Raw genomic sequence first — 23,093 nt, 5'->3', positions numbered from 1 at the left:
CTTAAATTTATATACCGCTTAAACTTCAGATACAAATTTAAACTATCGAGGTAACCTAATATCATCAAAACGATAAAATGATTTATCTTTTCTTTTATCTGTTTTTATCTGTTGGCTACTTCTTGATGTCTAGCGATACTTTTAGTATAAAGAATTTAAAATTTTGTACTAAGCGTTTTTTGTCAAAAATTATTATGATTCAATTAACTATTTATAAACCAAAGTAACCCAATGTAACTTTAAGTAAATTTAATAATTTTTTGAAAATTATGTTGATTATCGGTGACTATGGGCAAGCTGATTGATGGAATTTATCGTTTTATCATGCCTTTTATGTAAAAATCGGTGCTACTTTTAACGAGTATGTTGAATGAGTAAGATGACCAAATGCAAAAGCAGACAATAAGATCAATCGGCAAAAATGTCATTCATTGGTTTTATTAAAAAAATGGGCTATACTACCACCATCATACTGAGGTGAATTTTAATAACATTTTATTAATCGTATATCTATTTAGAGGACTTATGAATCAACGATTACAGCGACTTGCTGACCAAATTCAGCGTACTTTAGCCATTTTAATTCGAGATGAGATTAATGACCCACGCTTGACGGGGTTTGTGACCATTTCTAGTGTGAAGGTTAGCCCTGATTTGGGCTATGCTGATGTTTATGTGACGATTTTGGAGCCAAGTCAAGATGGTGGCATGAACAGTGAGGCACATGCTCAAAGCTTAAAAGTACTTAATACCGCTGCTGGATTTTTGCGAACTGAGCTGGCACGCACCATGAAAACACGCACCACGCCACGCTTAAGATTTCATTACGATGAGGTGACCGCCCATGGTAATCGTATGATGAGCTTGGTTGGTCAAGCCATGCAAAAAACCCAAGAAAGTGAAAAAAACTATCTGGATGAAGAGCATCAGTTGGATGATGATAAATCATGATGAATCGGCCGACCAAAAAAGTGGTGATTTCAGGCATTTTATTATTAGATAAACCTGCTGATATCAGCTCACACAGTGCTTTGGCAAAAGCTAAGTATTTATATCAATCCGAGTTGTATGATTCTAAAAAAGCAGGTCATACAGGCACGCTTGACCCTATGGCAACAGGGCTTTTACCGATATGTTTTGGTGAGGCAACCAAATTTGCACAGTATGGGCTTAATGCAGATAAAAGTTATGTCGCACTGTTAAGCTTAGGCGTGAAAACAGATACTGCTGATAGATATGGTCAGGTGATACAACGCACCGATGTACCAAGCTTTAATCAGCAAACACTTAATGGGATTGCCAATGCTTTAATAGGCAAACAAATGCAAGTACCGCCTATGTATTCCGCCTTAAAAAAAGATGGTAAAAAATTGTATGAATATGCACGATTAGGCGAGGTGGTCGAGCGTGATGCCAGACCCATTATCATACATAATTTGACACTCACAAAACTGGATAATACCACAATTAAACTGATTGTCTCTTGCTCAAAGGGGACTTATGTGCGTGTGCTGGGTGAAAGTGTGGCAGAGCATTTGGACTGTGTGGGGCATTTGATTGCCTTACACCGAACCTGTACAGGTGGATTTGATGTGGCAGATGCGATAAGCCTTGGTGAGTTGGCGAATTCATCTTTGGATGAACGCTTGGGCAGACTTTTGCCCACAGATGCGATGCTTGGTCATTTGCCCATGTTGAGACTGACAACGGATGAGGCGGCACGCATTAAAATGGGGCAACGATTAAATGTCAAAGACCGTCTAGATAGCTTGCTTGAGTTTGATGATGTGTTGCTTGTGCGACTGTATGCCCAAGATATATTTATTGGGCTGGCAGAGGTATCTAAAAGCGGAAGATTACAGCCTAAAAAATTGGTCGCATAACTGATCAGCCTTTCAAGCAGTACTTGACCTTGACGGTTTGGATGATTTTAGTGTAAAATGGTTGAGCTTATCATCAGTATAAGCCGATATAACAATTCATGTGAGTATATGATGAAAAAATTAATTTTAGCAACAGTCTTGGCAGGTCTTTCAACTGCCGCTGCAGCCAATGTTTTGGTTAATAACGGTTATTATGTTCAAGCCGATCTTGGTTATTCAAATCTAGAAGCAAAATATAACGACAATCGACCCAACGACAATAAATTTGAAGATAAAGGTTTGGGCTATGGTATCAGCTTTGGTAAAGATACCGACTTGGCTCGCTATGCCTTAGATTATACAAATTATGGTAAGATTAATTCTTCTTACACTTATCAACCACAAACGAACACGAACACGAGTATCACCTCTTCAGGCGAGCTTAAGGCACAGTCTTTGGGTCTTTCAGCCATTTATGATTTTGATACAGTGTCAGGTTTTACGCCGTATGCAGGTGCTCGTGTGGGCATTAACCAAATAAAAAGCACTGTTTCGACAGTGACAACAACGGCTGCTGCCCAATCAAGAACTACCCACAGTCAAAAACAAGAAAACAAGGTTGGCTTTGGTGTGCTGGCTGGGGCGCAATATGCCATCAACCCACAGCTTAGCGTTGATGCTGGCGTTGAGTATAATTATCTGGGTAAGTATGATAAATTGGATACAGACAGCAAGCTTAAGGCTCATCAATATGGTGCGAAAGTAGGTCTTCGCCATAACTTTTAAAATTAGCAAACTGCTGATTTTAAGCTTGCTAAAAAACCCATCGGTACGATATATCGATGGCTTTTTGTAAAAAGTGATAAAAATCAGCAAAACAGCTGACAGCGGTTTAAAAAACTGTTATAATTTATTTTTAGATGCCAAATGGCGTAGGTAAGCTTTAGCAATGCGATGCTTGCCTGAATTTATTTGCATTGCTTAGTAAGGAATGAATGATGTTAACGAATAAAGATCGTGAAGCGGTAATTGCAAAATATCAGCGTGGCGAGAATGATACTGGTAGCCCAGAGGTGCAAGTGGCTTTATTGACCGCTCGCATTAATGACTTACAAGACCATTTCAAAGCACACAAAGCCGACCACCACAGTCGCCGTGGTCTTATCCGCATGGTTAACCAACGCCGTAAGCTATTGGACTACCTAAAAGGTAAAGATTTGAACCGCTATACTGACTTAATCGGTTCATTGGGTCTACGCCGTTAATTTGTCCTTGTGGCATTGGGTTTTTAACCTGTATACGATACCGAAAACGGCGTGCTTTTGCGTGCCGTTTTTTATTAATTATTTGTTTGTTATTTAAATCATCAATTGCATTGAGCATGAATTTAGAACTCTAAGGCATGACATGAAACGATGTTATGCCTTAGGGCTTTAGATTATGCCAATCAATGCCTATTATATAAAAGGATCAATTTATGTTTAATCCCATTCGTCAAGAATTTCAATATGGCAACCAACAAGTTGTTTTAGAAACAGGTCGTATCGCTCGCCAAGCCAATAGTGTGCTTGTGCATATGGGCGGCGTTTCAGTCTTGGTTGCTGTGGTCGTGCGTCCTGAAGCCATTGCTGGTCAAAACTTTTTTCCTTTGACGGTGAATTATCAAGAAAAAATGTATGCTTCGGGCAAAATCCCAGGCGGTTATGGCAAGCGTGAAGGTCGTGCGTCAGAGTTTGAGACGCTGACTTCTCGCTTGATTGATCGCCCAATCCGTCCGCTATTTCCAGAGGGCTACTTTAACGAAATTCAGGTAACAGCAACAGTCATTTCATCAGATAAAACCCAAGATGCTGACATTGCAGCGATGATTGGTGCATCAGCAGCGTTAGCAATTTCACCAGCACCATTTAATGGTCCTATCGGTGCTGCTCGTGTTGGTTTTATCAATGGCGAGTATGTACTCAACCCAACTTTGGCTGAGATGAAGCAAAGTGATTTGGATTTGGTCGTGGCAGGCACCAAATCAGCGGTACTGATGGTTGAATCTGAAGCTAAAGAGCTATCAGAAGACCAAATGCTGGGGGCGGTGCTTTATGGGCATGGTCAGCAGCAGGTGGTGATTGATAATATCAATACATTCGCCCAAGCGGTAGGCAATGCCAAGCAAGAATTTGTCGCCCCTGCCATCAATGAAGAGCTAAATACTCAGCTAAAAGAGCAGTTCACCGCTAAAGTTAGTGAAGCCTACACGATTACCGTCAAACAAGACCGCTACGCACGCTTAGATGAGCTTGCCGCAGAAGCTTTGGTACTGGCAGGCGATGAGACAAGTGATGACTATGCCGATAAAGTCGCCCAAATTAAAGAGCTATTTGAAACCCTAAAATATCGTACCGTGCGTGATAATATCTTATCAGGCAAGCCTCGTATTGATGGGCGTGATTTGGAGACTGTGCGTGCCTTGGATATTCAAGTGGGCGTCTTGCCTTATACACACGGCTCGGCACTGTTTACTCGTGGCGAAACTCAAGCGTTGGTTGTAACCACTTTGGGTACAACACGGGATGTGAACCTTGTGGATACGCTGGCAGGCACAAAGCAAGATCACTTTATGCTACACTATAATTTCCCACATTATTCAGTGGGTGAGACAGGTCGTGAAGGTGCACCAAAACGCCGTGAAATTGGACATGGTCGCTTGGCACGCCGTGGTGTTCAGGCGATGTTACCTGCCGCTGAACGCTTCCCATACACCATTCGTGTGGTCTCTGAAATCACCGAGTCAAATGGTTCATCATCTATGGCGTCTGTCTGCGGTGCGTCGTTATCTTTGATGGATGCAGGCGTGCCGCTAAAAGCCCCTGTTGCAGGCATCGCCATGGGACTGGTCAAAGAAGGTGAGCGTTTTGCTGTGCTGTCGGACATTTTGGGTGATGAAGACCATTTGGGCGATATGGACTTTAAAGTTGCAGGTTCGGTAAATGGTATCACAGCTCTACAAATGGACATTAAGATTGAAGGCATTACCGCCGATATTATGGAACAAGCCCTAAAACAAGCACACGCAGGTCGTATCCATATCCTAAATGCCATGAATGAGGTCATCGCAACCTCTCGTACTGAGATTAACGCTCATGCACCAAATTATGCCACCATCACTATCAACCCTGAAAAAATCCGTGATGTGATTGGTAAGGGTGGGGCGACCATTCGTCAGCTGACTGAGGATACAGGTGCAACCATTGATATTGATGATAACGGCACAATTCGTATTTTTGGTACAGATAAAGCATCAACCCGTGCCGCCATTACTCAAATTGAGGCGATTACCGCCGAGGTTGAAGTGGGTACAGTGTATGAAGGTACGGTTGCTCGTATTGTTGATTTTGGGGCGTTTGTTACCATTTTACCAGGCACAGATGGTCTGGTACACATCAGCCAAATCTCTGATGAGCGTGTGGAGAATGTGAGTGATTATCTAAAAGAAGGTCAAACTGTCAAGGTTCAAGTTCAAGACATTGATAATCGTGGTCGTATTAAATTAACCATGAAAGGTGTTGAATAAATAACCTTAGTATCATATGGCTTTAAAAACCGCTCTTTTGAGCGGTTTTTTAATGATTTTGGTTAAATATGGCAAGCACCTAAGCTTGAGTAATCTAAATCACTTGAACAACCAATCATTCTACCCACCACGATGATAGGGGTGATGATTAATCAGACTCATCGCACGATACAACTGCTCTATGACAATGATACGTACCAACGGATGCGGCAAAGTCAGCTCCGATAATGACCATTTAAAATCTGCTGCTTGCAATATCTCAGGCGAAACGCCATCAGCACCACCAATCACCAAGGCAATATCTGCACCATCTTGCATCGCCACACTCAGCTTATCACTCAAATGCTCAGTAGACAGCATTTTACCCTTAACTTCAAGCAGCCATAATCGCTCTTTTGGATGTTTGGCATTTAAAATTGTCGTCGCTTCGATGGCTTTATATTTATCAATCTCGGCAGGTGAGGGGGTTTTGCTGCGTTTGGCGGGAGGTAGTTCCACCATCTCAACACTAATCATGGGCTGAATGCGTTTGAGGTATTCTTCAAAGCCTTGTTGTACCCAATTTGGCATTTTGTGCCCAATACTTAAAATTCGTAATTTCATCAAAGCTTCCTATGGTTTTGATACCATTTTACTTAAAATTTGCCAAAATTTCATCGCAAAATAACATAACTGATGGCGAAAATGACAAAATTTTGTTATTCTAAGCAATTTACCAGCAAATTTATCAAGCAGCTTAAGCAATAGACTTAGACCATAAAAATACAGGAGTAAACAATGGTAACAAATACAGCAGTGTCGCACAGTCCTCAGTACGATGATTCTGAATTTGAATATGCAGGATTTTGGATACGATTTGTGGCATGTCTTGTCGATAATTTAATTATTATGATTATAATTGCACCGTATTGGTTTTATAATTATCAGCAAATGATGGCCATGCCTGCTGACCAAATACCGTTTTATAGTGTTGGGGATGCCATCCTTTATAGTGCTGGGGATGCTATCCTAAACTTAGTGATGGCGGCGGCGGTTGTTTGGTTTTGGGTAAAAAAAGGTGCAACACCAGGTAAAATGCTCTTTGGGCTGCAAGTCCGTGATGCCAAAACAGGGCAATTTATCAGTGTGCCAAGGGCATTATTGCGATATTTTAGTTATCTGATTTCATCCGTGATTCTTTGTTTGGGACTTATTTGGGTTGGTTTTGATAAGAAAAAACAAGGCTGGCATGATAAAATTGCCAAAACTGTTGTGGTAAAACGCATTCGCTGATGGGTCGCCAGTTAAACAATAAAACCATCAAACGCAAGCAGGGCGATGTGTTTGAGCAGTTGGCGGTAGATAAGCTAAAACAAGCAGGCTATGAAATTATTTTAACCAACTTTACCACCCCATTTGTTGGTGAGATTGATATTATCGCCAGACAGCCTTTGGAGCAATCGCACCGTTTGGTGCAGCCAAGATTTTGTACGGTATTTGTTGAAGTGCGTAGCCGAACAAGTTCTGTGTATGGTACAGCGCTTGAGAGTGTTACCTCAAAAAAGCAGGCAAAAATCTACCGAACAGCAGAACGATTTTTAATCAATTATCCCAAATATATTGATGATGCATACCGTTTTGATGTCATGGCTTTTGATTTGGTTGATGGATTGATTGAACATGAATGGATAAAAAATGCGTTTTGATTGGCTCAATGGTCGTGAATTAAAATCAATCAAGCAATCCGTAGCTTTACTATAAGATATATCCCAGTAATATGGAAACATAGCATGATGAAAAAATTATTAATCGTTTTGACGAGCATGGCAATGATTGGTTTGACAGCATGTGTCAGCAATGGCACACAAAGTGTCGGCGCTGATGCGATGGGTCGCACCATTCCTGAGCGTATCAGTGATAGTAGTATTGAGCTTACCGCACGCCGTAATCTTGCAACCATTCCGGGTGTCAGTCCAAATACAGTGCGTATTGATATTGCCAGTTTTCGCCGAGAAGTTTTATTGACTGGCGAAGTACCCAGTGAACAGATTAAGATTGAAGTTGGGCGTACGATTGACTCGATGAGAGATGTCGAAAAAGTCTTTAATTATTTGACTGTCGTTGAGACACCCAAAAGCCAAAGCCATACTTTGCATGAAAATTATTTACGCTCAAAAATCAATACCCGCTTACTAACCAACCGCCATCTTAAATCATCACAATATAAGGTTGTTGTTCGTGACCGTACCGCTTATGTGCTGGGCTATTTGACATCCGAGCAGCAAGGTTATATCTTAGAAGCCATTCAAGCGACACCCGGTATGGAGGCTGCGGTAACTTTGACGACTTTGGTGAGTGTTCAGGAGTTAGAAAGTTATACCAATCATGAAGTGAATACACAGGCGTATACCAACGATGATGGCTATGATGCCATGGTGGCAAAGCCTGATACGCAAGAAGATAGTGGCTATATATTGCAAGAAATTTATACACCCAATGCCAGTAATGTAGCCCCAGCCAATACAGCACCTGTATTTGAGATCTCTCAATAGCGATTTGTACCATCATCTATCATGGTAATTTGGTGGCATATTTGGCAGCATTTGATGATAAATGTTGCCAGATTTGATATAATAATGTAATTATTTTGGGTGGATTAACCGCCCTATGGCAATGAGAAAACCTATGAATGCACAAGCTTTAATTGAGCTACTTCGCCCACATTTTGCCGATGCCCACATTGATGCGGTGAATGAAGGTAATAAATTTGAATTGTTGATTGTTGATGATGCCTTTGAGGGCAAGCGTTTGGTAGCGCGTCAGCAGATGGTTTATACACTTGTTAATCAATATATCCAAAACGGTGCAATGCACGCTTTGACGATTCATGCGCTTACGCCTGCAGAATATACTGCCAAAAAAGCTTAAGCTTAGGGATAAGTTATGGATAAGTTTAAAATTATAGGGGCAAGTCGTATCATTGGTGAGGTCACCATTTCAGGTTCAAAAAATGCTGCTCTGCCACTGTTGGCAGCAATGCTACTACCCAATGGTGAAACGGTGCTTCATAATGTGCCGACACTAAAAGATACAGCCACTTTGATTGAACTGATTGCAGGTACTGGCGTAAAAATTTATAAAGAAGGTAATACGGTCACAGCAGATGCAAGTGTTGTGACAAATTATTATGCACCTTATGAGTTGGTGCGTACGATGCGTGCATCGATTTTGGTGCTAGGTCCATTGCTTGCACGCTTTGGTGAAGCGGAAGTCAGTTTACCAGGTGGCTGCTCTATTGGCTCACGACCTGTGGATCAGCACCTAAAGGCACTAGAAGCCATGGGTGCAACTATCGAAGTTGAAAATGGCTATGTTAAAGCTCGTGCACCAGCAGGCGGTCGCTTGATAGGCTGTGATTTTAGCTTTGATATGGTGACGGTCGGTGGTACCGAAAATATCATCATGGCGGCAACGCTTGCTTTGGGTACCACACGCTTAGAAAACTGTGCGACTGAACCTGAGGTGGTAGATTTGGCAAATATGTTGGTTGCCATGGGTGCCAAAATCAGCGGTATCGGCACAACAACAATGGTTATTGAGGGCGTTGAGAGCTTGCATGGCTGTGAATACAGCGTGATCGCAGATCGTATCGAAACAGGCTCTTATTTGGCAGGCGCACTCATGAGCCGTGGTGATGTCTTAGTGCTCAATACATCGGCAGAGTTTTTACATCCTGTACTCAAAAAATTTGAAGCCATGGGTGCGACCATTACCACAGGGGATGACTGGATTCGTGCAGTGATGACCACGCGTCCAAAAGCTGTTGATATTCGTACTCAAGTACATCCAGGATTTCCAACCGATATGCAGGCACAGTTGATGGCGGTGTGCTGTTTGGCAGAAGGTACAAGCACGATTATTGAAAATATCTTTGAAAATCGTTTCATGCATGTGCCAGAGCTTCAGCGTATGGGGGCAAATATCCGCATCGATGGTCATACTGCCATTGTTAAAGGTGTTGAAAAATTTATGCCAGCGCCCGTTATGGCAACCGATTTACGAGCATCCATGTCGCTTGTGATGGCGGCGGCGTGTGCCGAAGGTGAAAGTGTTATTGATCGCATTTACCATATAGACCGTGGCTATGATGATGTTGAAAATAAACTGCGTGGGTTGGGTGTTAATATTGAGCGTATCAAAGGCTAAAGTTATCAAGACTTTAACGCCATTTTGAACAAATAAAATTCTGACCTTTTACCATCTAAATTGTGGCAGTAGTAACTCATGATAACCATGACAGAAAATTTTTCAGGCTTAACCATTGCTCTATCAAAAGGGCGAATTTTGGACGAAACCTTGCCTTTATTTGCTAAGGCAGGGATTGTACCGCTAGAAAATATTAACCAGTCTCGAAAGCTTATTTTTCCGACCACACATCCCAATGTTCGTTTGTTGATTTTGCGAGCTTCTGATGTGCCGACATATGTAGAGCATGGGGCGGCAGATATTGGCGTGGCGGGTAAAGATGTTTTGATCGAATATGATGCACAGATTTATGAGCTGCTGGACTTGGGCATCGCCAAATGTCGTCTGATGACTGCAGGTGTCAAAGGTGCAGTACTGCCTAATCGCCGCTTGCGTATCGCCACCAAATACACCAATGTAGCACGCAACTATTTTGCGTCTCGTGGTGAACAAGTAGACATCATCAAGCTGTATGGCTCTATGGAGCTTGCTCCTTTGGTGGGGCTTGGTGATTTGATTGTGGATGTCGTAGATACGGGAAATACCTTGCGTGCCAATGGTTTAGAGCCTTTGGAAACCATCTGCCAAGTGTCATCACGCCTGATTGTCAATCCTGTCAGCTATAAGCGTAAATTGGTACAGATTGAGCCAATTTTACAAATTTTGGAAAAAGCTGTCTTGGAGCAGGGTGCTTAAAGGTCGTGTCATCTTTTTTGTTTATGATACGCTTGTTCCTGATAGCATGTTGGGTAAAATATATCTTGAGCAAAGCCATATCATATTTTGCTGATAATCTCGCCTTATCTAAAGTCAAACTTTGCTGATTTCATCAAGTAACCAAGATTTAATCATGATAAAACTTGTATTGAATTTGTATTTATTAAAAGAGTATCCATGCCAACTTTAAAAATTCTAAAAAGTCAAGATGATAACTTTGCCAGCCAATTAAAAGATTTGCTTGCCTTTGAAACGGTAACTGATAGTACGCTGATTGCTACTGTGAATGATATTATCGCCGCAGTACGAGAAGATGGTGATGACGCAGTGCTTAAACTCACTCAAGAATTTGATAAGCACCCAGCCAAGAGTATGCATGAGCTGTTTGTCAGTGCTGATCAATTAAAAGCGGCATTTGACGGTTTGGCTGATGATGTCAAACATGCCTTACAATACGCTGCTAAGCGGATTTTTGAGTTTCATCAGCATCAAGTCGAGGCGGGTTTTCGCTTTACCGATCATTTGGGCAATAGTTTGGGACAAAAAGTCATACCCCTTGACCGTGTGGGTATTTATGTGCCGGGGGGATTGGCAAGTTATCCGTCTAGCGTTTTGATGAATGCCATACCTGCCAAAGTCGCAGGCGTTGGGCATATCACGATGGTTGTTCCTGCACCGAATGGCGAGCTAAATCCTTTGGTACTGGCGGCAGCACATCTGTCGGGTGTGGATAGCGTCATTACAATTGGTGGGGCTCAGGCAGTGGCAGCATTGGCATATGGTACAGACAGTATTGCCAAAGTAGATAAAATTACAGGACCGGGCAATAAATATGTTGCTGCTGCCAAGCGTGCAGTATTTGGACAAGTGGGCATTGATATGATTGCAGGGCCATCTGAAGTGCTGGTCTATGCCGAAGGTGAACCTGATGATAATGCTGACTGGCTTGCTATGGATCTGTTATCCCAGGCGGAGCATGACACTGTAGCACAGGCGATTTTTGTTACCACTTGCCCAAGCCAGTTAGATGCGGTCAAAGATGCCATTGATCATGCGTTGGCAGAACTACCAAAAGCGGATATCGCAAAGCAGGCTCTTGCCAGTCGTGGAGCGTTGATTTTGGTCAAAAACCGAGCTGAAGGGATTAACATCATCAATCAAGTCGCCCCTGAGCATTTGGAGCTGTCACTGAATAACCCTGAAGAAGTGGAGCAATATGTACGCCATGCAGGAGCAGTCTTTCTAGGAAGGCATACGCCAGAAGCTATCGGCGATTACTGTGCAGGTTCTAACCATGTCTTGCCAACATCAGGCACGGCACGGTTTAGCTCGCCACTTGGGGTCTATGATTTTACCAAAAAAACCTCGCTTATCTATTGTACACCAAATGGTGCCAAACCTTTGGCAAAAACAGCAGATATTTTGGCAGTACAAGAAAACTTGGATGCTCATGCCTTATCGGCACGCTATCGTCATCATGATTGATATTGATTTGAATCATTTGGCACAATCAAAATCTCTGCAGCAGATAAGCACATCATAGTTAACATCTTAATAAAAGTGTCGGATAATCATGAGTATTGACAACCGTTTGTGGAGTACTAAGGCAAAAAACCTTAGCCCTTATGTACCTGGCGAGCAGCCCAAGCATGATAATTTGGTTAAACTAAATACCAACGAAAATCCCTATCCACCAAGCCCAAAAGCAGTGATGGCAATGCAGGCAGTGCTTGCTGATGAGGCTTGTGCATTGCGGCTTTATCCTGAACCTGAGTCAGACGAACTCCGCCAAACTTTAGCAGATTATCATGGGCTTGGGTTAGATGAGGTGTTTGTTGGTAATGGGTCGGATGAAGTATTGGCATTGGTATTTGCATGTTTTTTTATGAAACAGCGTCCATTATTGATGCCTGATATTAGCTACAGCTTTTATCCTGTTTATGCTGATACCTTTGGTGTCACAACCCAAAGTATCCCACTTAAGGACGATTTTAGCATTGATATAAAAGAGTATCATCAGTCGTGTGATGGTATTATCTTGGCAAATCCCAACGCACCAACAGGGCGGTTGCTGCCCATCGAAGATATCAAAAAGCTGATTGCCATGCACCCTGATGCGGTTGTTGTCATTGATGAGGCATATATTGATTATGCTGATGATGTCAAGCAGGCATCTGCGGTGAGACTGATTCGCCAGTTTGATAATTTGGTGATTACCCAAACTTTTTCAAAATCTCGTGCCTTGGCAGGTTTGCGTGTGGGCATGGCTTTTGCCAATCCAAATTTAATTGCCGCATTGATGGCAATGAAAAATAGTTTTAATTCTTATCCACTTGACCGCTTGGCTCAAGCAGGTGCCAAAGCCAGTGTTGAAGATGTGGCATATTTTGAAGATAAACGCACTCAGGTCATCAAGCTTCGCAAAGCACTCACCCAAGACTTGCAGACGCTTGGCTTTATCGTATTGCCTTCAGCGGCAAATTTTGTATTTGCAACTTTGCCAAACCATCAAGCAGCTGATTTAAGTCAGGCACTACGCCAAGAAGGTGTGATTGTGCGTCATTTTAATCAGCCACGCATCAAGGATTATTTGCGTATTAGTGTGGGTACGCAAGCACAAAATCAGCGATTGATTGATGTATTGACGCAGATTTTGGCAAAAATGGATTAAATCACCAGTTAATCATTTATTGTACCAACCATATGAAATGGTAGGCACGCTCTAAAATCACTGATTTAACTGATTGATATTTGCATATCATCATTGACCAAATGTGTGATTATTAAAATCAGCTTAAGATGACTTAAGCAAAGCCAGCCGTTTGTGTTTTACACAAATTAGCCAAAAGGAAAATAACCATGACCATCATTAAACAAGATGATTTCATTCAAAGTATCGCCGATGCATTTCAGTACATTAGTTACTATCACCCGACAGATTATATTGAAGCTTTGGTTGAGGCTTTGGCGCGTGAAGAAAACCCTGCTGCCAAGGATGCCATGACCCAAATTTTGGTTAATAGTCGTATGTGTGCCGAAGGACATCGTCCCATTTGCCAAGATACGGGTATTGCAACTGTATTTTTAAAAGTTGGGATGAATGTCACTTGGGATGCGACCATGAGCGTTGAAGATATGGTTAATGAGGGAGTTCGCCGTGCTTATAATCATGCTGATAATACCCTGCGCGCTTCGGTATTGACTGACCCAGCAGGCAAACGCCAAAATACCAAAGATAATACCCCAGCGGTCATCCATATGCAGATTGTGGCAGGTGATAAAGTGGAAGTGACTTGTGCGGCCAAAGGTGGTGGTTCTGAAAATAAATCAAAGCTTGCCATGCTAAATCCATCAGATGATATTGTTGATTGGGTACTAAAAACTATCCCCACAATGGGTGCAGGCTGGTGTCCACCTGGTATTTTGGGTATTGGTATTGGTGGCACACCAGAAAAAGCAGCACTGCTTGCCAAAGAATCTTTGATGAGCCATATCGATATTCATAAACTTAAGCAAAAAGCCGACTCTGGTGCCCAGCTGTCTACGACAGAAGCGTTACGCTTGGAAATTTATGATAAAGTCAATGCGTTGGGTATTGGTGCACAAGGTTTGGGTGGATTGACAACGGTATTGGATGTCAAGATTTTAGATTACCCAACACATGCCGCTTCAAAACCTGTGGCAATGATTCCAAACTGTGCAGCAACTCGCCATGTGGAATTTGAGCTTGATGGTTCAGGTCCCGTTGAGCTTATGCCACCAAGCTTGGATGTGTATCCAGATGTGACTTATAATCCTGAAAATGGTAAGCGTATCAATGTCGATACATTGACCAAAGAAGAGATAGCCAATTGGCAAACAGGTGATGTGCTTTTACTGAGTGGTAAGATTTACACAGGCCGAGATGCTGCACACAAGCGCATGACAGATATGCTCAATAATGGTGAAACGCTGCCAGTTGATTTCACCAATAAAATTATCTACTATGTTGGTCCTGTTGATCCTGTGGGTGATGAGGTGGTTGGTCCTGCAGGCCCAACAACAGCAACACGCATGGATAAGTTCACCCGTCAAATGCTGGAGCAAACGGGTTTATTGGGTATGATTGGTAAATCAGAGCGTGGTGAGGCAGCTTGTCAAGCGATTGCTGATAATAAGGCGGTCTATTTGATGGCAGTGGGTGGCTCGGCCTATTTGGTTTCTAAGGCGATTAAAAATGCCAAAGTTGTGGCATTCCCTGAGCTTGGTATGGAGGCGATTTATGAATTTGAGGTTTGTGATATGCCAGTGACTGTGGCAGTGGATAGTAGCGGCAGTTCGGTACATGCAACAGCACCAAAGATTTGGCAGGCTAAAATTGGTAAAATCCCAGTAGTAGAAGCTTAACCAATTCTTAGCAAGTGCATTTGCCATATTACCCTAGGTTATCTTAGGGTAATTTTATTTAAACTTAATTAAATTTAATATTTTTAAATTAAAATAAAATAACAGAAAATAAAACCGCCCAAAGCAACTGAACGATTTGGGCGGCATAAATAAATGCTTAAATGGCTAAATTGCGATTACTCTACCGAAGCACTCAGCTTCATGTCAATATTGCCCTGAACTGCTTTTGAGTAGGGGCAAACGGTATGCGTTTTTTCAACCAATGATAACAGCTCATCTTCGGTGATATCGCCATTACTGGCAACAACATGAATAGCACCAGTGAAAAAGAAGTTGGAATCACCTTCTTTGTTAAGCTCAATGGTTACCTCGGTTCTGCTATCAAATGATTTGTCAGCTGATTTTTTGACAAGCGCTAAAGCACCATCAAAACATGCAGCATATCCCATTGCAAAAAATTGCTCTGGGTTATTGCCCGCTTGATTTGTACCAGGGGCAACCATGTTGTAACTTTTATCATCATCCAAAAGAGTGGCAGTGCCAGTTCTTGCACCACTGACGCTGGCGGTTGTTTGATAGATTTGACTCATCATTGACTCCCAGTTGTTGTTGTGTTTCTTTGATTGTAGCAAATCATCATATGAAGTCAAGCAAAATACTTTATCATGCCCACCAATACAAGACAAAAAAAGAAGAACCCAAAATGGATTCTTCTTTTGTGTCAGCAAATAACTTGGAACAGTTAAAACTGTTTTATGATTATTTGGCTTGTTCGGTTGCTTCAGTTGCAGCAGCTTGAGCAGCTTCAGCATTAGCTTGAGCTTGGTCAGCAGCAGCGTGAGCAGCTTCAGTGGCAGCAGCATCACCAGTCATAGCATCCCCAGTCATAGCAGCAGCAGTTGCGTCAGCTGCTGCTTCAGCCGCAGCTTCAGCTGCATCACCAGTCATAGCAGCAGATGCTTCGTTGGCAGCAACAGTTGCGTCAGCTGCTGCTTCAGCTTGTTCTTGTGGTTTTGAGCAAGCAGTTAGTGCTAGAGTAGCGATTAGTGCAGATGCGATTAGTTTGATTTGCATGATAAACTCCAATGAGGTAAATATTCAATAAATATTTGACAGAAAAATACCTATGGATAATTAATTGAGCATTGTTTAAATCTAAATATCAGATTAAACATATCAATCATCTATCCATAGGTTGACACATATATGTATCAGTATACAACAACTTAGCAAAGATAAAAAGAAAATTTTGTTATTAGCTTAATAAAAATGTAACAAAATATTGTTTTTCTTTACTTTTGCCACCTTAAGTAAGTGGCAATAAATTGCCGTTAGACTTTGGTGTTGAAAAATTCTAACACATATTTTTTAAAATGGCAATTCAGTGATGAAAATAAAAATAAGTTAGGGTATGGGCATACCTAAACCAAAGCGATAATTTTAGTTTTGAGATTTTTTGACCATTTGCTCAAAAAATTCATCATTGGTTTTTGAGTCTTTTAGGCGTTCAAGTAAAAACTCAGTTGCTTGGGCGTCTTCCATGGGTTGCATGAGCTTACGAAGTATCCAAACTCGGCGTAGCGTGTCTTCATCTAGCAAGCGTTCTTCTCGGCGTGTACTGGATTTTTTGATATTGATGGCAGGGAAAATACGCCGTTCAGCAAGCTCACGCTCCAAGGTAATCTCTTGGTTGCCCGTGCCTTTGAATTCCTCAAAAATGACACTGTCCATCTTTGAACCTGTGTCAATCAAAGCGGTTGAAATGATGGTCAAGCTGCCGCCTTCTTCGACATTTCGTGCCGCTCCAAAAAACCGCTTGGGACGCTCAAGTGCATGAGCATCCACCCCACCTGTCAGCACTTTGCCACTTGATGGGATGACAGTATTATAAGCACGCGCCAAGCGAGTGATAGAATCAAGTAAGATCACCACATCTTGCTTATGCTCAACCAAGCGCTTGGCTTTTTCGATAACCATTTCGGCGACTTGGATATGGCGTTGTGGTGGTTCATCAAAAGTAGAGGCAACAACTTCTCCCCAAACGGTGCGTTGCATCTCGGTGACTTCCTCGGGGCGTTCATCAATGAGCAGAACGATCAAGTAGCATTCAGGATGATTTTTGGTGATGGCTTGGGCGATGGTCTGTAGTAGTACCGTTTTACCAGCTTTGGGCGGTGCAACGATGATAGAGCGTTGACCTTTACCAATGGGTGCAATCAAATCAATAATGCGGCCTGTTAAGTCCTCGGTCGTGCCATTGCCTGCTTCAAGTACCAGTTGCTGGGTGGGGAAAAGTGGGGTAAGATTTTCAAAAATCAGCTTGTGGCGACTACGATCAGGCGTATCAAAGTTAATTTCACTCACCTTTAAGAGAGCAAAATATCTTTCTGAGTCTTTAGGCGGGCGGATCTGCCCTGCGATGGAGTCGCCTGTTTGCAAATTAAATCTGCGTATTTGGCTTGGGCTGACATAAATATCGTCTGGTCCTGCCAAGTATGAACCTTCACTTGAGCGTAAAAAACCAAATCCATCAGGTAAAATCTCAAGCACGCCATTGCCATAAATTGCTTCACCATTTCTAGCATGTGTCTTTAAAATGGCGAAAATAATGTCTTGTTTACGACTGCGAGCCATATTATCCAAACCCATATGCTCAGCAATAGCAAGCAGCTCGCCAACGGATTTACTTTTTAATTCAGTTAAGTTCATAGATAGGTAAGATGTGTGATGATACACCCAAAATAGGCAGTGATGGTTTTGCAAGGTATAGAAAAAGAAAAATGCAATCTCAAGAAATCGATTGCAGGTGCGTCCATATTAAGCGTAAATCAAGCATTTGTCAAGAGTTAGGGTGAACTTCGGGTAAATTATCAAACATTTTATGCAAAAATAAACCTGATTTGAACCGTGGATCAAATCAGGTCTTAAGATAAGTTGATTTATTATAAATGCTTGTCAAGCAAAGCGGCAAACTCAGATTTTGGACGACCACCAACCACAGTTTCTACCCGCTCACCATTTTTAAAAACAAATAAGGTCGGGATGCTGCGAATACCAAAACGAGCTGCAGATTGTGGGTTGGCATCAACATCAACTTTGACAATCTTGACACGACCTTGATAATCTTCAGCCAGCTCTTCTAGCACAGGAGCGATGGCTTTACATGGACCACACCACGCAGCCCAAAAATCAACCAAAACCAAGCCATCAGAATTTACAACATCGGTATCAAAGCTTGCATCAGTAGCGTTAATAATTGACATAATTTGCTTCCTTTTTAATTTAACAGTTTTACAGTGAATAAATGGCAATTGCCATGATTAAGTATTATGTGGTTTCTTGTAAAAAAATTCAAGATGTCAGCTTAAATGTCAAGTCATGATATAATAACAGCCTTTTTACCCCAAGCCTTGGGCATGGCAATTGAATTTATTAAATTTACTGATTGAGCAAATAAAAGATGACCTTAACTGATGCTGATATTTTGCGTATGAATGCACTAGAGCTTTCGCATGATGACCTATTTTTTCATGAATTTGCCAAATCAATTACCATTTATGAAGATGAGGACATTTGGGTGCTGGATAAACCAGCTGGACTCTTGAGTGTTGATGGACGCATGCTAAAGGTCAGTTTGCAGTCACGACTTTTGCGTATCAATCCAAATATTAGGCTGATCCATCGATTGGATATGGACACTTCAGGGCTGATTATTTTTGCCAAATCCAGTGAGGCTCAAACGCACATTAGTAAGCAGTTCATTGACCGTATTCCCCAAAAAGAATATCAAGCGGTTGTGTTTGGAACACTGATGATAGATGATAAAAAGGGTGTCGTCGATGTACCTGTACGCTATGAACCAACCACTAAGCCACGCCATATTGTTGATATGGATTGGAATAAACGGGCGTTGACTCATTATGAGGTGATGCATCATGAATTACGCTGTGATGACAATGGTAGGGCATATCCTGTGACTCGAGTGGCACTCAAACCCATCACAGGGCGTAGCCATCAGCTTAGGGTGCATATGGTGCATTTGGGCCATGTGATGATTGGTGATCCCATTTATGCTGAAGATGTGGCACTCAAACTGTCAAATCGGTTGAATTTGCATGCACACAAGCTTCGCTTAAAGCACCCAACGCACGGCATTTGGATGGATTGGGTCAGTCCAGTGCCATTTTAGGGCGGTGTATTTATTGGCTGATGACCCAAAGATCATGCACCAAATCCATCAGATTAGCCCAGAAACGACGGCACATTGATACAGACGCTTGGCGCGTGAGCCTGTGCCACAAAATACCATCACAGGTTTTGGTGCGTGGTTAATCAGATCGGCGAATGCTTGGGCTTGTGCAAGATGAATGTCATCAATACCAATGGGCAGAGTGTGATAGCTAAGTCCAGCGTTTTTAGCACTTTGAGCGATGTCATACCCTTTGGGTTGTCCTTTAATCTCATCATCAAAACGCAGATTGATCAGGCTTTTAAAGCCCAATTTGGCAAGCCCATCACACTGCTTGGGATGGATTTGTTTGTAAAGGGTGATTTGACTATGCATGGGTAAATCCTTAATATGTGTTTTAATTTATGATACCCAATGGCAAGATAACTTGCAATTTTGATTTGGCATAAGCTTATGACGGTATGACATGGTTGTCAGTGTAATTTTAAACATAAAATAAGACCGCAGCGGTATTTAAAGATCTGTGCTAGGCTTGGTTAGACTTTGTACGGCTTGATTGGCACTTAAAAAAATGCACCCTGACAGATTTTCAATCACAGGACTGGTCTTTAAAATATCCATCATAGGGCCCTTCACCTCGGCCAAATGTAGGTGCTGACCTCGCTTGATACAGCTTTGATTAAAGGCACATAGCATCTCTTGGGCGGATAAATCGATATGATTGACCGCAGTCATAATCAGCACAATATCATGAATGTTGGTATCATCAGACAATCGCATTAAATTGGCATGAACAGACTGAGCATTACCAAAATACAGGCTTTCATCGATGCGTAAAAGTAACAGCCCATCAAAAGTAGTTGCTGTATGCCGCTCAATATTGCGAAAATGCTCGCTGTCGCCAACACGCCCCACGATCGCAATGTGTACTTGGTGTGTCCGATAAATCATCATTGCAAAACTTGCCAAAAGCCCGACAACCAAACCGCTATTTAAACCGAAAAGAATTGAGGTGAAAAAAGTAATGCCAAAACAGATGGCATCGGATTTATCCAGCTGCCATGCATTGATCAAGGTTTTGGTATCAATCATTGAGATGACAGAGCTGATGATGACTGCTGCTAAGATAGCGTAGGGCAGGCCTGTCAAATATTGCCCGAAAACAAGCAAAATCAGCAATACACCCAAAGCACAAATGATGGATGCCAATGGTGTTTTGGCACCCACAGATAGGTTTAGGCTGGTGCGTGAAATGCCCCCTGAGACCGCAAAACCACCAAAGAGGCCGCTGGTGATATTCGCTAAGCCCAAGCCACCAAGTTCCTTGTTGGCATCGTATGACTCACCTCGTATCCGTGCCTGCTGTGCAGAAATCGTACTTGATGAGATAAAAGCGATTAGTGCGATCAAGAGTGCCGAGGGTAATAAATCTAGTAAAGTGGTTGCAGAAAAATTGGGTAAGGTAATCTTTGGCAATCCTGTGGGCAAAGGTTGTAGCAATCTGATCTGCATTTGCTCAAATCCGATATGATGGCTCAGCCAAATAGAGATGGCAACAATTAAAATGACAAAAAAGCGATTGCCAAACCCACGCCACTGAGTGGGTAGCCAGCCCCAAATTATCGATTCACCATAACGGCTGATAATAAATAACAAGGTGGCACCAATCCCAAGTAACGCTGTCGGCAAATGGATGGGCTGAGTGCTGGTGTAAATACTTAAAAATAAGTTGATTAAGCTGTCGGTATTTAGAGGTATGCCAATGATGTGCTTGAGTTGACTAAAAATAATTAATACCGCTGCCCCACTGATAAATCCTGAGGCGACACCACGACTGACAAACTGCATAATCCAGCCCAAACGAATCAGTCCAGCAATCAATAAAATCCCGCCTACCATAAAGGCAAGAACAATGGCAAGTGAAATATATTGTAAGCTGCCTGTAGCGTAGCCAGACAGTGCCGATGCAGTCATGATGGCAGTAATTGCCACAGGACCGATGGAGGAGACACTACTGGCACCTATCCATGCATAGACAATCACAGGGGTAATGGCAGCATACAGACCCATGATGGGTGGTAATCCTGCTAAGGTTGCGTAGCCTAAACTTTGGGGGATAACCAGCACTGCCATCATCAGTCCAGTTGGAATGTCCGATAAAGCAGTGCGTGGGTGCTGAATGAGCTGTAAAATCCAACGAGGCAGTAGACCTTGTATGCTCATCGGTTATTCTCCGTAAATCTTGATACCTTGGATAAATATACAGTGTCTAGCATGCTCACCGTATAAGTAAGATAGCATCTGCTTTTTGGCAATGTACGCTCGGCTGTTGGCGTCTATCTTCCAGCTAATCTTTGGATAGATACCGTGGCGACCGCTTGTCACGCCGATACTCATGTCAGAAGCAGATAAGCCAATTTGTGCATTTTGAGCTTTTTTAATCAAAGTGGTGTGCGGTATACTCTCTGAATGAAGCTAAGTGTAGTCATAGCTGTGATAAATATTGGGATTGACATACTGTGGTGTGATATTGGCCGTGGTGGCACAGCCTGATAACACCACCATAGACGCTACTGTGATGATGAATTTTTTCATCACAAAACCCCAATGAAGGTCATTTTAAGTTTTTATTTGACCATAAACCATTGGGCGTCAATGCTGGCTTAGCGACGAGAAGCACACAAGGGGCTGTTGGGCGTTTGCTCAAGCTGCACCCATTCGCTAGGCGTATAAGCGTGAATAGCAAGGGCATGCACCATACCGCCGTTGACAGTTAAAAAAGGCTGAGCCAAGGCATAGACTGTCTGATGGCGAGCTGCCAGACGCTGTTTTTCAAAAGCGTCGCTGACGATCACAAGCTTAAAGTGGCTTTCTTTGCCTTCAAAATAGCCAGCGTGCATATGGCTTTCATTTTGCAATGATAGTATACTTGGGCTGAGTGCTTGTAGTGCTGCAGTTAATGCCTTTGCTGTTTGATTATTCATGATAATGACTTAATTTAAGCTGTTTAATTGGGTTAATGAATGTTTTGTGATGTCTGATATAGCGGCATCACTGTTGGGACTAAGGCTTTTAAATTGGCAATGCGATTGGTGGAGCTTGGGTGTGTGCTTAAAAACTGTGGCACGCCATTACCGCCAGCTGACTGCATTTTTTGCCACAAAGTGATCGCAGCATTTGGGTCATAGCCTGCACGAGCCATCAGCTCAATGCCAATTTTATCAGCTTCTGCTTCTTGGGTGCGTGAGTGCGGTAAATCCAATCCAAGCCGACCTGCCAAGCCAACCAATTGTGCTTGCCCACCTGACAATCCAAGGGCATTCACGGCAATACTAAGCACACCTTGGGTAGCAATATGACGACTGGCTTTTTCTCGTGAATGTTCACGCAAAGCATGTGCCATTTCATGTCCCATGACAGCTGCAATTTCAGCATCAGTTAATCTAAGACGCTCAATAATGCCAGTATAAAAGACAATTTTACCGCTCGGCATGACATAAGCATTGATTTGATTGTCGGTGATGGCGTGTACTTTCCAATCCCAACGGGTCGCATCTGGGCGCAAAACGGCCGTTTGTGGAATCAGACGATTGGCGATGCGGTGAAGGCGTCGAACTTGAGCGGTATTGTTATCAAGCCGACCTTTGGTGCGTGCTTCATTGATGGTTTGTAAATAGGCTTGATGAGATAGCTGCATGATTTCTTGACTTGAAATTAACAATAGCTGTTTTCGGTCAGCACCTACCACGCCTGTACTGGTTGTGCTAGCACAGCCAACTATGGTTGTGGTCGTAGCCGCTGCCAAAGTCACTGCCAAAATATTTTTTTTGATAAAATTTTGCATATTTACCCTGCTGTAATGACTTTAATGCCTTAAAATTGTCATGCTTATTGTGATTATAAACCAAAGCCATCCATAAGCCTAGCCATCTCAATAAAAAATTCACAAATCATCATCGTTTATAGAACCACTATTTAAGTAGCTATTTTTAAAAAGCCATTTTATTTAAAGCTCGCCTGACCTACCCGCCAAAAGCCTTGTCATCAAATTGTCATATAATTTTCATATAACCGTCATCTATCAGTCATTAAATCGTCATGCACGATTTTTACAATACGCATAACTTATGTGATAAATCTCCTTAGCTTT

25 protein-coding genes are annotated in these 23,093 nt (G+C 42.4%); 15 read left to right on the top strand and 10 right to left on the bottom strand.

Features of this window, described 5'->3' with window-relative positions; all coding sequences use genetic code 11:
- Positions 1-525: 525 nt before the first annotated feature.
- The 5 genes from HMPREF2573_RS08525 (at position 526) to pnp (ending at position 5,427) form a co-directional block, all read left to right on the top strand.
- Positions 526-951 (top strand): ribosome-binding factor A, encoded by a 426-nt coding sequence (locus tag HMPREF2573_RS08525; RefSeq protein ID WP_003657318.1) that lies wholly within the window; start codon positions 526-528, stop codon positions 949-951.
- Entirely contained in the window at positions 951-1,883 is a 933-nt protein-coding gene (gene truB, locus HMPREF2573_RS08520; RefSeq protein ID WP_070473259.1) for a tRNA pseudouridine(55) synthase TruB, read from the top strand. Before HMPREF2573_RS08525 ends, truB begins: the two co-directional genes overlap by 1 nt.
- Before the next feature lie 111 nt (positions 1,884-1,994).
- The gene (locus tag HMPREF2573_RS08515) at positions 1,995-2,648 is read left to right on the top strand and encodes an opacity family porin (protein WP_070473194.1); all 654 of its coding nucleotides are present in this window, start codon (positions 1,995-1,997) and stop codon (positions 2,646-2,648) included.
- Positions 2,649-2,857: 209 nt separating this feature from the next.
- Entirely contained in the window at positions 2,858-3,127 is a 270-nt protein-coding gene (gene rpsO / locus HMPREF2573_RS08510) for a 30S ribosomal protein S15 (RefSeq protein ID WP_036331213.1), read from the top strand.
- 212 nt (positions 3,128-3,339) lie between these two features.
- Positions 3,340-5,427: a polyribonucleotide nucleotidyltransferase gene (gene pnp, locus HMPREF2573_RS08505; protein ID WP_003660475.1), complete on the top strand. Its 2,088-nt coding sequence runs from the start codon at positions 3,340-3,342 to the stop codon at positions 5,425-5,427.
- Positions 5,428-5,547: 120 nt separating this feature from the next.
- On the opposite strand, the gene rlmH is transcribed toward pnp, so the two are convergent.
- Positions 5,548-6,030, bottom strand: coding sequence for a 23S rRNA (pseudouridine(1915)-N(3))-methyltransferase RlmH (gene rlmH / locus HMPREF2573_RS08500; RefSeq protein WP_003661523.1), 483 nt, complete (start codon positions 6,028-6,030; stop codon positions 5,548-5,550).
- A gap of 174 nt (positions 6,031-6,204) precedes the next feature.
- Here rlmH and HMPREF2573_RS08495 point away from each other — a divergent pair, with 174 nt between their 5' ends.
- The 9 genes from HMPREF2573_RS08495 to HMPREF2573_RS08455 all read left to right on the top strand — a co-directional run bounded on the left by HMPREF2573_RS08495 (position 6,205) and on the right by HMPREF2573_RS08455 (position 14,754).
- Positions 6,205-6,699 carry an RDD family protein gene (locus tag HMPREF2573_RS08495; RefSeq protein ID WP_003661520.1) on the top strand — a complete coding sequence of 165 codons (495 nt, stop codon included), beginning with the start codon at positions 6,205-6,207 and terminating at the stop codon, positions 6,697-6,699.
- On the top strand, positions 6,699-7,112 hold the full coding sequence (locus HMPREF2573_RS08490; RefSeq protein ID WP_070473191.1) for a YraN family protein: 414 nt from the start codon (positions 6,699-6,701) through the stop codon (positions 7,110-7,112). The genes HMPREF2573_RS08495 and HMPREF2573_RS08490 overlap by 1 nt, the downstream gene beginning before the upstream one ends.
- Positions 7,113-7,196: 84 nt before the next feature.
- Positions 7,197-7,958 carry a BON domain-containing protein gene (locus HMPREF2573_RS08485; RefSeq protein WP_003657342.1) on the top strand — a complete coding sequence of 254 codons (762 nt, stop codon included), beginning with the start codon at positions 7,197-7,199 and terminating at the stop codon, positions 7,956-7,958.
- Positions 7,959-8,091: 133 nt separating this feature from the next.
- On the top strand, positions 8,092-8,334 hold the full coding sequence (locus HMPREF2573_RS08480) for a BolA family protein (RefSeq protein ID WP_003657343.1): 243 nt from the start codon (positions 8,092-8,094) through the stop codon (positions 8,332-8,334).
- Between the two features lie 15 nt (positions 8,335-8,349).
- Complete coding sequence (gene murA, locus HMPREF2573_RS08475; protein WP_003657344.1) at positions 8,350-9,612, top strand: UDP-N-acetylglucosamine 1-carboxyvinyltransferase; 1,263 nt, start codon at positions 8,350-8,352, stop codon at positions 9,610-9,612.
- A gap of 78 nt (positions 9,613-9,690) precedes the next feature.
- Positions 9,691-10,347, top strand: coding sequence for an ATP phosphoribosyltransferase (gene hisG / locus HMPREF2573_RS08470; RefSeq protein ID WP_003657345.1), 657 nt, complete (start codon positions 9,691-9,693; stop codon positions 10,345-10,347).
- A 198-nt stretch (positions 10,348-10,545) separates the two neighbouring features.
- On the top strand, positions 10,546-11,853 hold the full coding sequence (gene hisD / locus HMPREF2573_RS08465; protein WP_003657348.1) for a histidinol dehydrogenase: 1,308 nt from the start codon (positions 10,546-10,548) through the stop codon (positions 11,851-11,853).
- Between the two features lie 88 nt (positions 11,854-11,941).
- Positions 11,942-13,039, top strand: coding sequence for a histidinol-phosphate transaminase (hisC, locus tag HMPREF2573_RS08460; protein ID WP_003660488.1), 1,098 nt, complete (start codon positions 11,942-11,944; stop codon positions 13,037-13,039).
- Between the two features lie 188 nt (positions 13,040-13,227).
- The gene (locus HMPREF2573_RS08455) at positions 13,228-14,754 is read left to right on the top strand and encodes a fumarate hydratase (RefSeq protein WP_003657350.1); all 1,527 of its coding nucleotides are present in this window, start codon (positions 13,228-13,230) and stop codon (positions 14,752-14,754) included.
- Positions 14,755-14,930: 176 nt separating this feature from the next.
- Here the strand turns inward: HMPREF2573_RS08455 and HMPREF2573_RS08450 are convergent, their stop codons facing one another.
- The 4 genes from HMPREF2573_RS08450 to trxA form a co-directional block, all read right to left on the bottom strand.
- Positions 14,931-15,344, bottom strand: a complete 414-nt coding sequence (locus tag HMPREF2573_RS08450) for an Ohr family peroxiredoxin (protein ID WP_003657351.1) — start codon at positions 15,342-15,344, stop codon at positions 14,931-14,933.
- Positions 15,345-15,513: 169 nt separating this feature from the next.
- Positions 15,514-15,828: a hypothetical protein gene (locus HMPREF2573_RS08445; RefSeq protein WP_070473188.1), complete on the bottom strand. Its 315-nt coding sequence runs from the start codon at positions 15,826-15,828 to the stop codon at positions 15,514-15,516.
- A 366-nt stretch (positions 15,829-16,194) separates the two neighbouring features.
- The gene (gene rho, locus HMPREF2573_RS08440) at positions 16,195-17,463 is read right to left on the bottom strand and encodes a transcription termination factor Rho (RefSeq protein WP_003657353.1); all 1,269 of its coding nucleotides are present in this window, start codon (positions 17,461-17,463) and stop codon (positions 16,195-16,197) included.
- 233 nt (positions 17,464-17,696) lie between these two features.
- Positions 17,697-18,017 (bottom strand): thioredoxin, encoded by a 321-nt coding sequence (gene trxA / locus HMPREF2573_RS08435; protein ID WP_003657354.1) that lies wholly within the window; start codon positions 18,015-18,017, stop codon positions 17,697-17,699.
- 197 nt (positions 18,018-18,214) lie between these two features.
- On the opposite strand from trxA, the gene HMPREF2573_RS08430 reads away from it, so the two are divergent.
- Positions 18,215-18,943: an RluA family pseudouridine synthase gene (locus tag HMPREF2573_RS08430; RefSeq protein ID WP_003669899.1), complete on the top strand. Its 729-nt coding sequence runs from the start codon at positions 18,215-18,217 to the stop codon at positions 18,941-18,943.
- A 48-nt stretch (positions 18,944-18,991) separates the two neighbouring features.
- On the opposite strand, the gene HMPREF2573_RS08425 is transcribed toward HMPREF2573_RS08430, so the two are convergent.
- The 5 genes from HMPREF2573_RS08425 to HMPREF2573_RS08410 all read right to left on the bottom strand — a co-directional run bounded on the left by HMPREF2573_RS08425 (position 18,992) and on the right by HMPREF2573_RS08410 (position 22,787).
- Positions 18,992-19,318, bottom strand: a complete 327-nt coding sequence (locus HMPREF2573_RS08425) for a protein tyrosine phosphatase family protein (protein WP_003660492.1) — start codon at positions 19,316-19,318, stop codon at positions 18,992-18,994.
- A gap of 138 nt (positions 19,319-19,456) precedes the next feature.
- Positions 19,457-21,166: a SulP family inorganic anion transporter gene (locus HMPREF2573_RS08420; RefSeq protein ID WP_070473185.1), complete on the bottom strand. Its 1,710-nt coding sequence runs from the start codon at positions 21,164-21,166 to the stop codon at positions 19,457-19,459.
- Positions 21,167-21,169: 3 nt separating this feature from the next.
- The gene (locus HMPREF2573_RS09240; protein ID WP_126670952.1) at positions 21,170-21,388 is read right to left on the bottom strand and encodes a hypothetical protein; all 219 of its coding nucleotides are present in this window, start codon (positions 21,386-21,388) and stop codon (positions 21,170-21,172) included.
- 218 nt (positions 21,389-21,606) lie between these two features.
- A complete protein-coding gene (locus HMPREF2573_RS08415) occupies positions 21,607-21,927 on the bottom strand; it encodes a BolA family protein (RefSeq protein WP_003657361.1) in 321 nt (106 codons plus the stop codon).
- Between the two features lie 32 nt (positions 21,928-21,959).
- Positions 21,960-22,787, bottom strand: coding sequence for a M48 family metallopeptidase (locus HMPREF2573_RS08410; protein WP_003657364.1), 828 nt, complete (start codon positions 22,785-22,787; stop codon positions 21,960-21,962).
- Positions 22,788-23,093: the final 306 nt, after the last annotated feature.

The organism is Moraxella sp. HMSC061H09, assembly GCF_001809255.1.
Lineage (GTDB): Bacteria > Pseudomonadota > Gammaproteobacteria > Pseudomonadales > Moraxellaceae > Moraxella > Moraxella catarrhalis.
The sequence above is the reverse complement of the archived record's forward strand: the minus strand, read 5'-3'. Positions and strand labels throughout refer to the sequence as shown.

What these genes read in the sequence shown, in the direction of transcription:
- HMPREF2573_RS08525 (WP_003657318.1), top strand. Translation starts at nt 526, where the DNA reads ATGAATCAACGATTACAGCGACTTGCTGACCAAATTCAGCGTACTTTA.
- truB (WP_070473259.1), top strand. Translation starts at nt 951, where the DNA reads ATGAATCGGCCGACCAAAAAAGTGGTGATTTCAGGCATTTTATTATTA.
- HMPREF2573_RS08515 (WP_070473194.1), top strand. Translation starts at nt 1,995, where the DNA reads ATGAAAAAATTAATTTTAGCAACAGTCTTGGCAGGTCTTTCAACTGCC.
- rpsO (WP_036331213.1), top strand. Translation starts at nt 2,858, where the DNA reads ATGATGTTAACGAATAAAGATCGTGAAGCGGTAATTGCAAAATATCAG.
- pnp (WP_003660475.1), top strand. Translation starts at nt 3,340, where the DNA reads ATGTTTAATCCCATTCGTCAAGAATTTCAATATGGCAACCAACAAGTT.
- rlmH (WP_003661523.1), bottom strand. Translation starts at nt 6,030, where the DNA reads ATGAAATTACGAATTTTAAGTATTGGGCACAAAATGCCAAATTGGGTA.
- HMPREF2573_RS08495 (WP_003661520.1), top strand. Translation starts at nt 6,205, where the DNA reads ATGGTAACAAATACAGCAGTGTCGCACAGTCCTCAGTACGATGATTCT.
- HMPREF2573_RS08490 (WP_070473191.1), top strand. Translation starts at nt 6,699, where the DNA reads ATGGGTCGCCAGTTAAACAATAAAACCATCAAACGCAAGCAGGGCGAT.
- HMPREF2573_RS08485 (WP_003657342.1), top strand. Translation starts at nt 7,197, where the DNA reads ATGATGAAAAAATTATTAATCGTTTTGACGAGCATGGCAATGATTGGT.
- HMPREF2573_RS08480 (WP_003657343.1), top strand. Translation starts at nt 8,092, where the DNA reads ATGAATGCACAAGCTTTAATTGAGCTACTTCGCCCACATTTTGCCGAT.
- murA (WP_003657344.1), top strand. Translation starts at nt 8,350, where the DNA reads ATGGATAAGTTTAAAATTATAGGGGCAAGTCGTATCATTGGTGAGGTC.
- hisG (WP_003657345.1), top strand. Translation starts at nt 9,691, where the DNA reads ATGATAACCATGACAGAAAATTTTTCAGGCTTAACCATTGCTCTATCA.
- hisD (WP_003657348.1), top strand. Translation starts at nt 10,546, where the DNA reads ATGCCAACTTTAAAAATTCTAAAAAGTCAAGATGATAACTTTGCCAGC.
- hisC (WP_003660488.1), top strand. Translation starts at nt 11,942, where the DNA reads ATGAGTATTGACAACCGTTTGTGGAGTACTAAGGCAAAAAACCTTAGC.
- HMPREF2573_RS08455 (WP_003657350.1), top strand. Translation starts at nt 13,228, where the DNA reads ATGACCATCATTAAACAAGATGATTTCATTCAAAGTATCGCCGATGCA.
- HMPREF2573_RS08450 (WP_003657351.1), bottom strand. Translation starts at nt 15,344, where the DNA reads ATGAGTCAAATCTATCAAACAACCGCCAGCGTCAGTGGTGCAAGAACT.
- HMPREF2573_RS08445 (WP_070473188.1), bottom strand. Translation starts at nt 15,828, where the DNA reads ATGCAAATCAAACTAATCGCATCTGCACTAATCGCTACTCTAGCACTA.
- rho (WP_003657353.1), bottom strand. Translation starts at nt 17,463, where the DNA reads ATGAACTTAACTGAATTAAAAAGTAAATCCGTTGGCGAGCTGCTTGCT.
- trxA (WP_003657354.1), bottom strand. Translation starts at nt 18,017, where the DNA reads ATGTCAATTATTAACGCTACTGATGCAAGCTTTGATACCGATGTTGTA.
- HMPREF2573_RS08430 (WP_003669899.1), top strand. Translation starts at nt 18,215, where the DNA reads ATGACCTTAACTGATGCTGATATTTTGCGTATGAATGCACTAGAGCTT.
- HMPREF2573_RS08425 (WP_003660492.1), bottom strand. Translation starts at nt 19,318, where the DNA reads ATGCATAGTCAAATCACCCTTTACAAACAAATCCATCCCAAGCAGTGT.
- HMPREF2573_RS08420 (WP_070473185.1), bottom strand. Translation starts at nt 21,166, where the DNA reads ATGAGCATACAAGGTCTACTGCCTCGTTGGATTTTACAGCTCATTCAG.
- HMPREF2573_RS08415 (WP_003657361.1), bottom strand. Translation starts at nt 21,927, where the DNA reads ATGAATAATCAAACAGCAAAGGCATTAACTGCAGCACTACAAGCACTC.
- HMPREF2573_RS08410 (WP_003657364.1), bottom strand. Translation starts at nt 22,787, where the DNA reads ATGCAAAATTTTATCAAAAAAAATATTTTGGCAGTGACTTTGGCAGCG.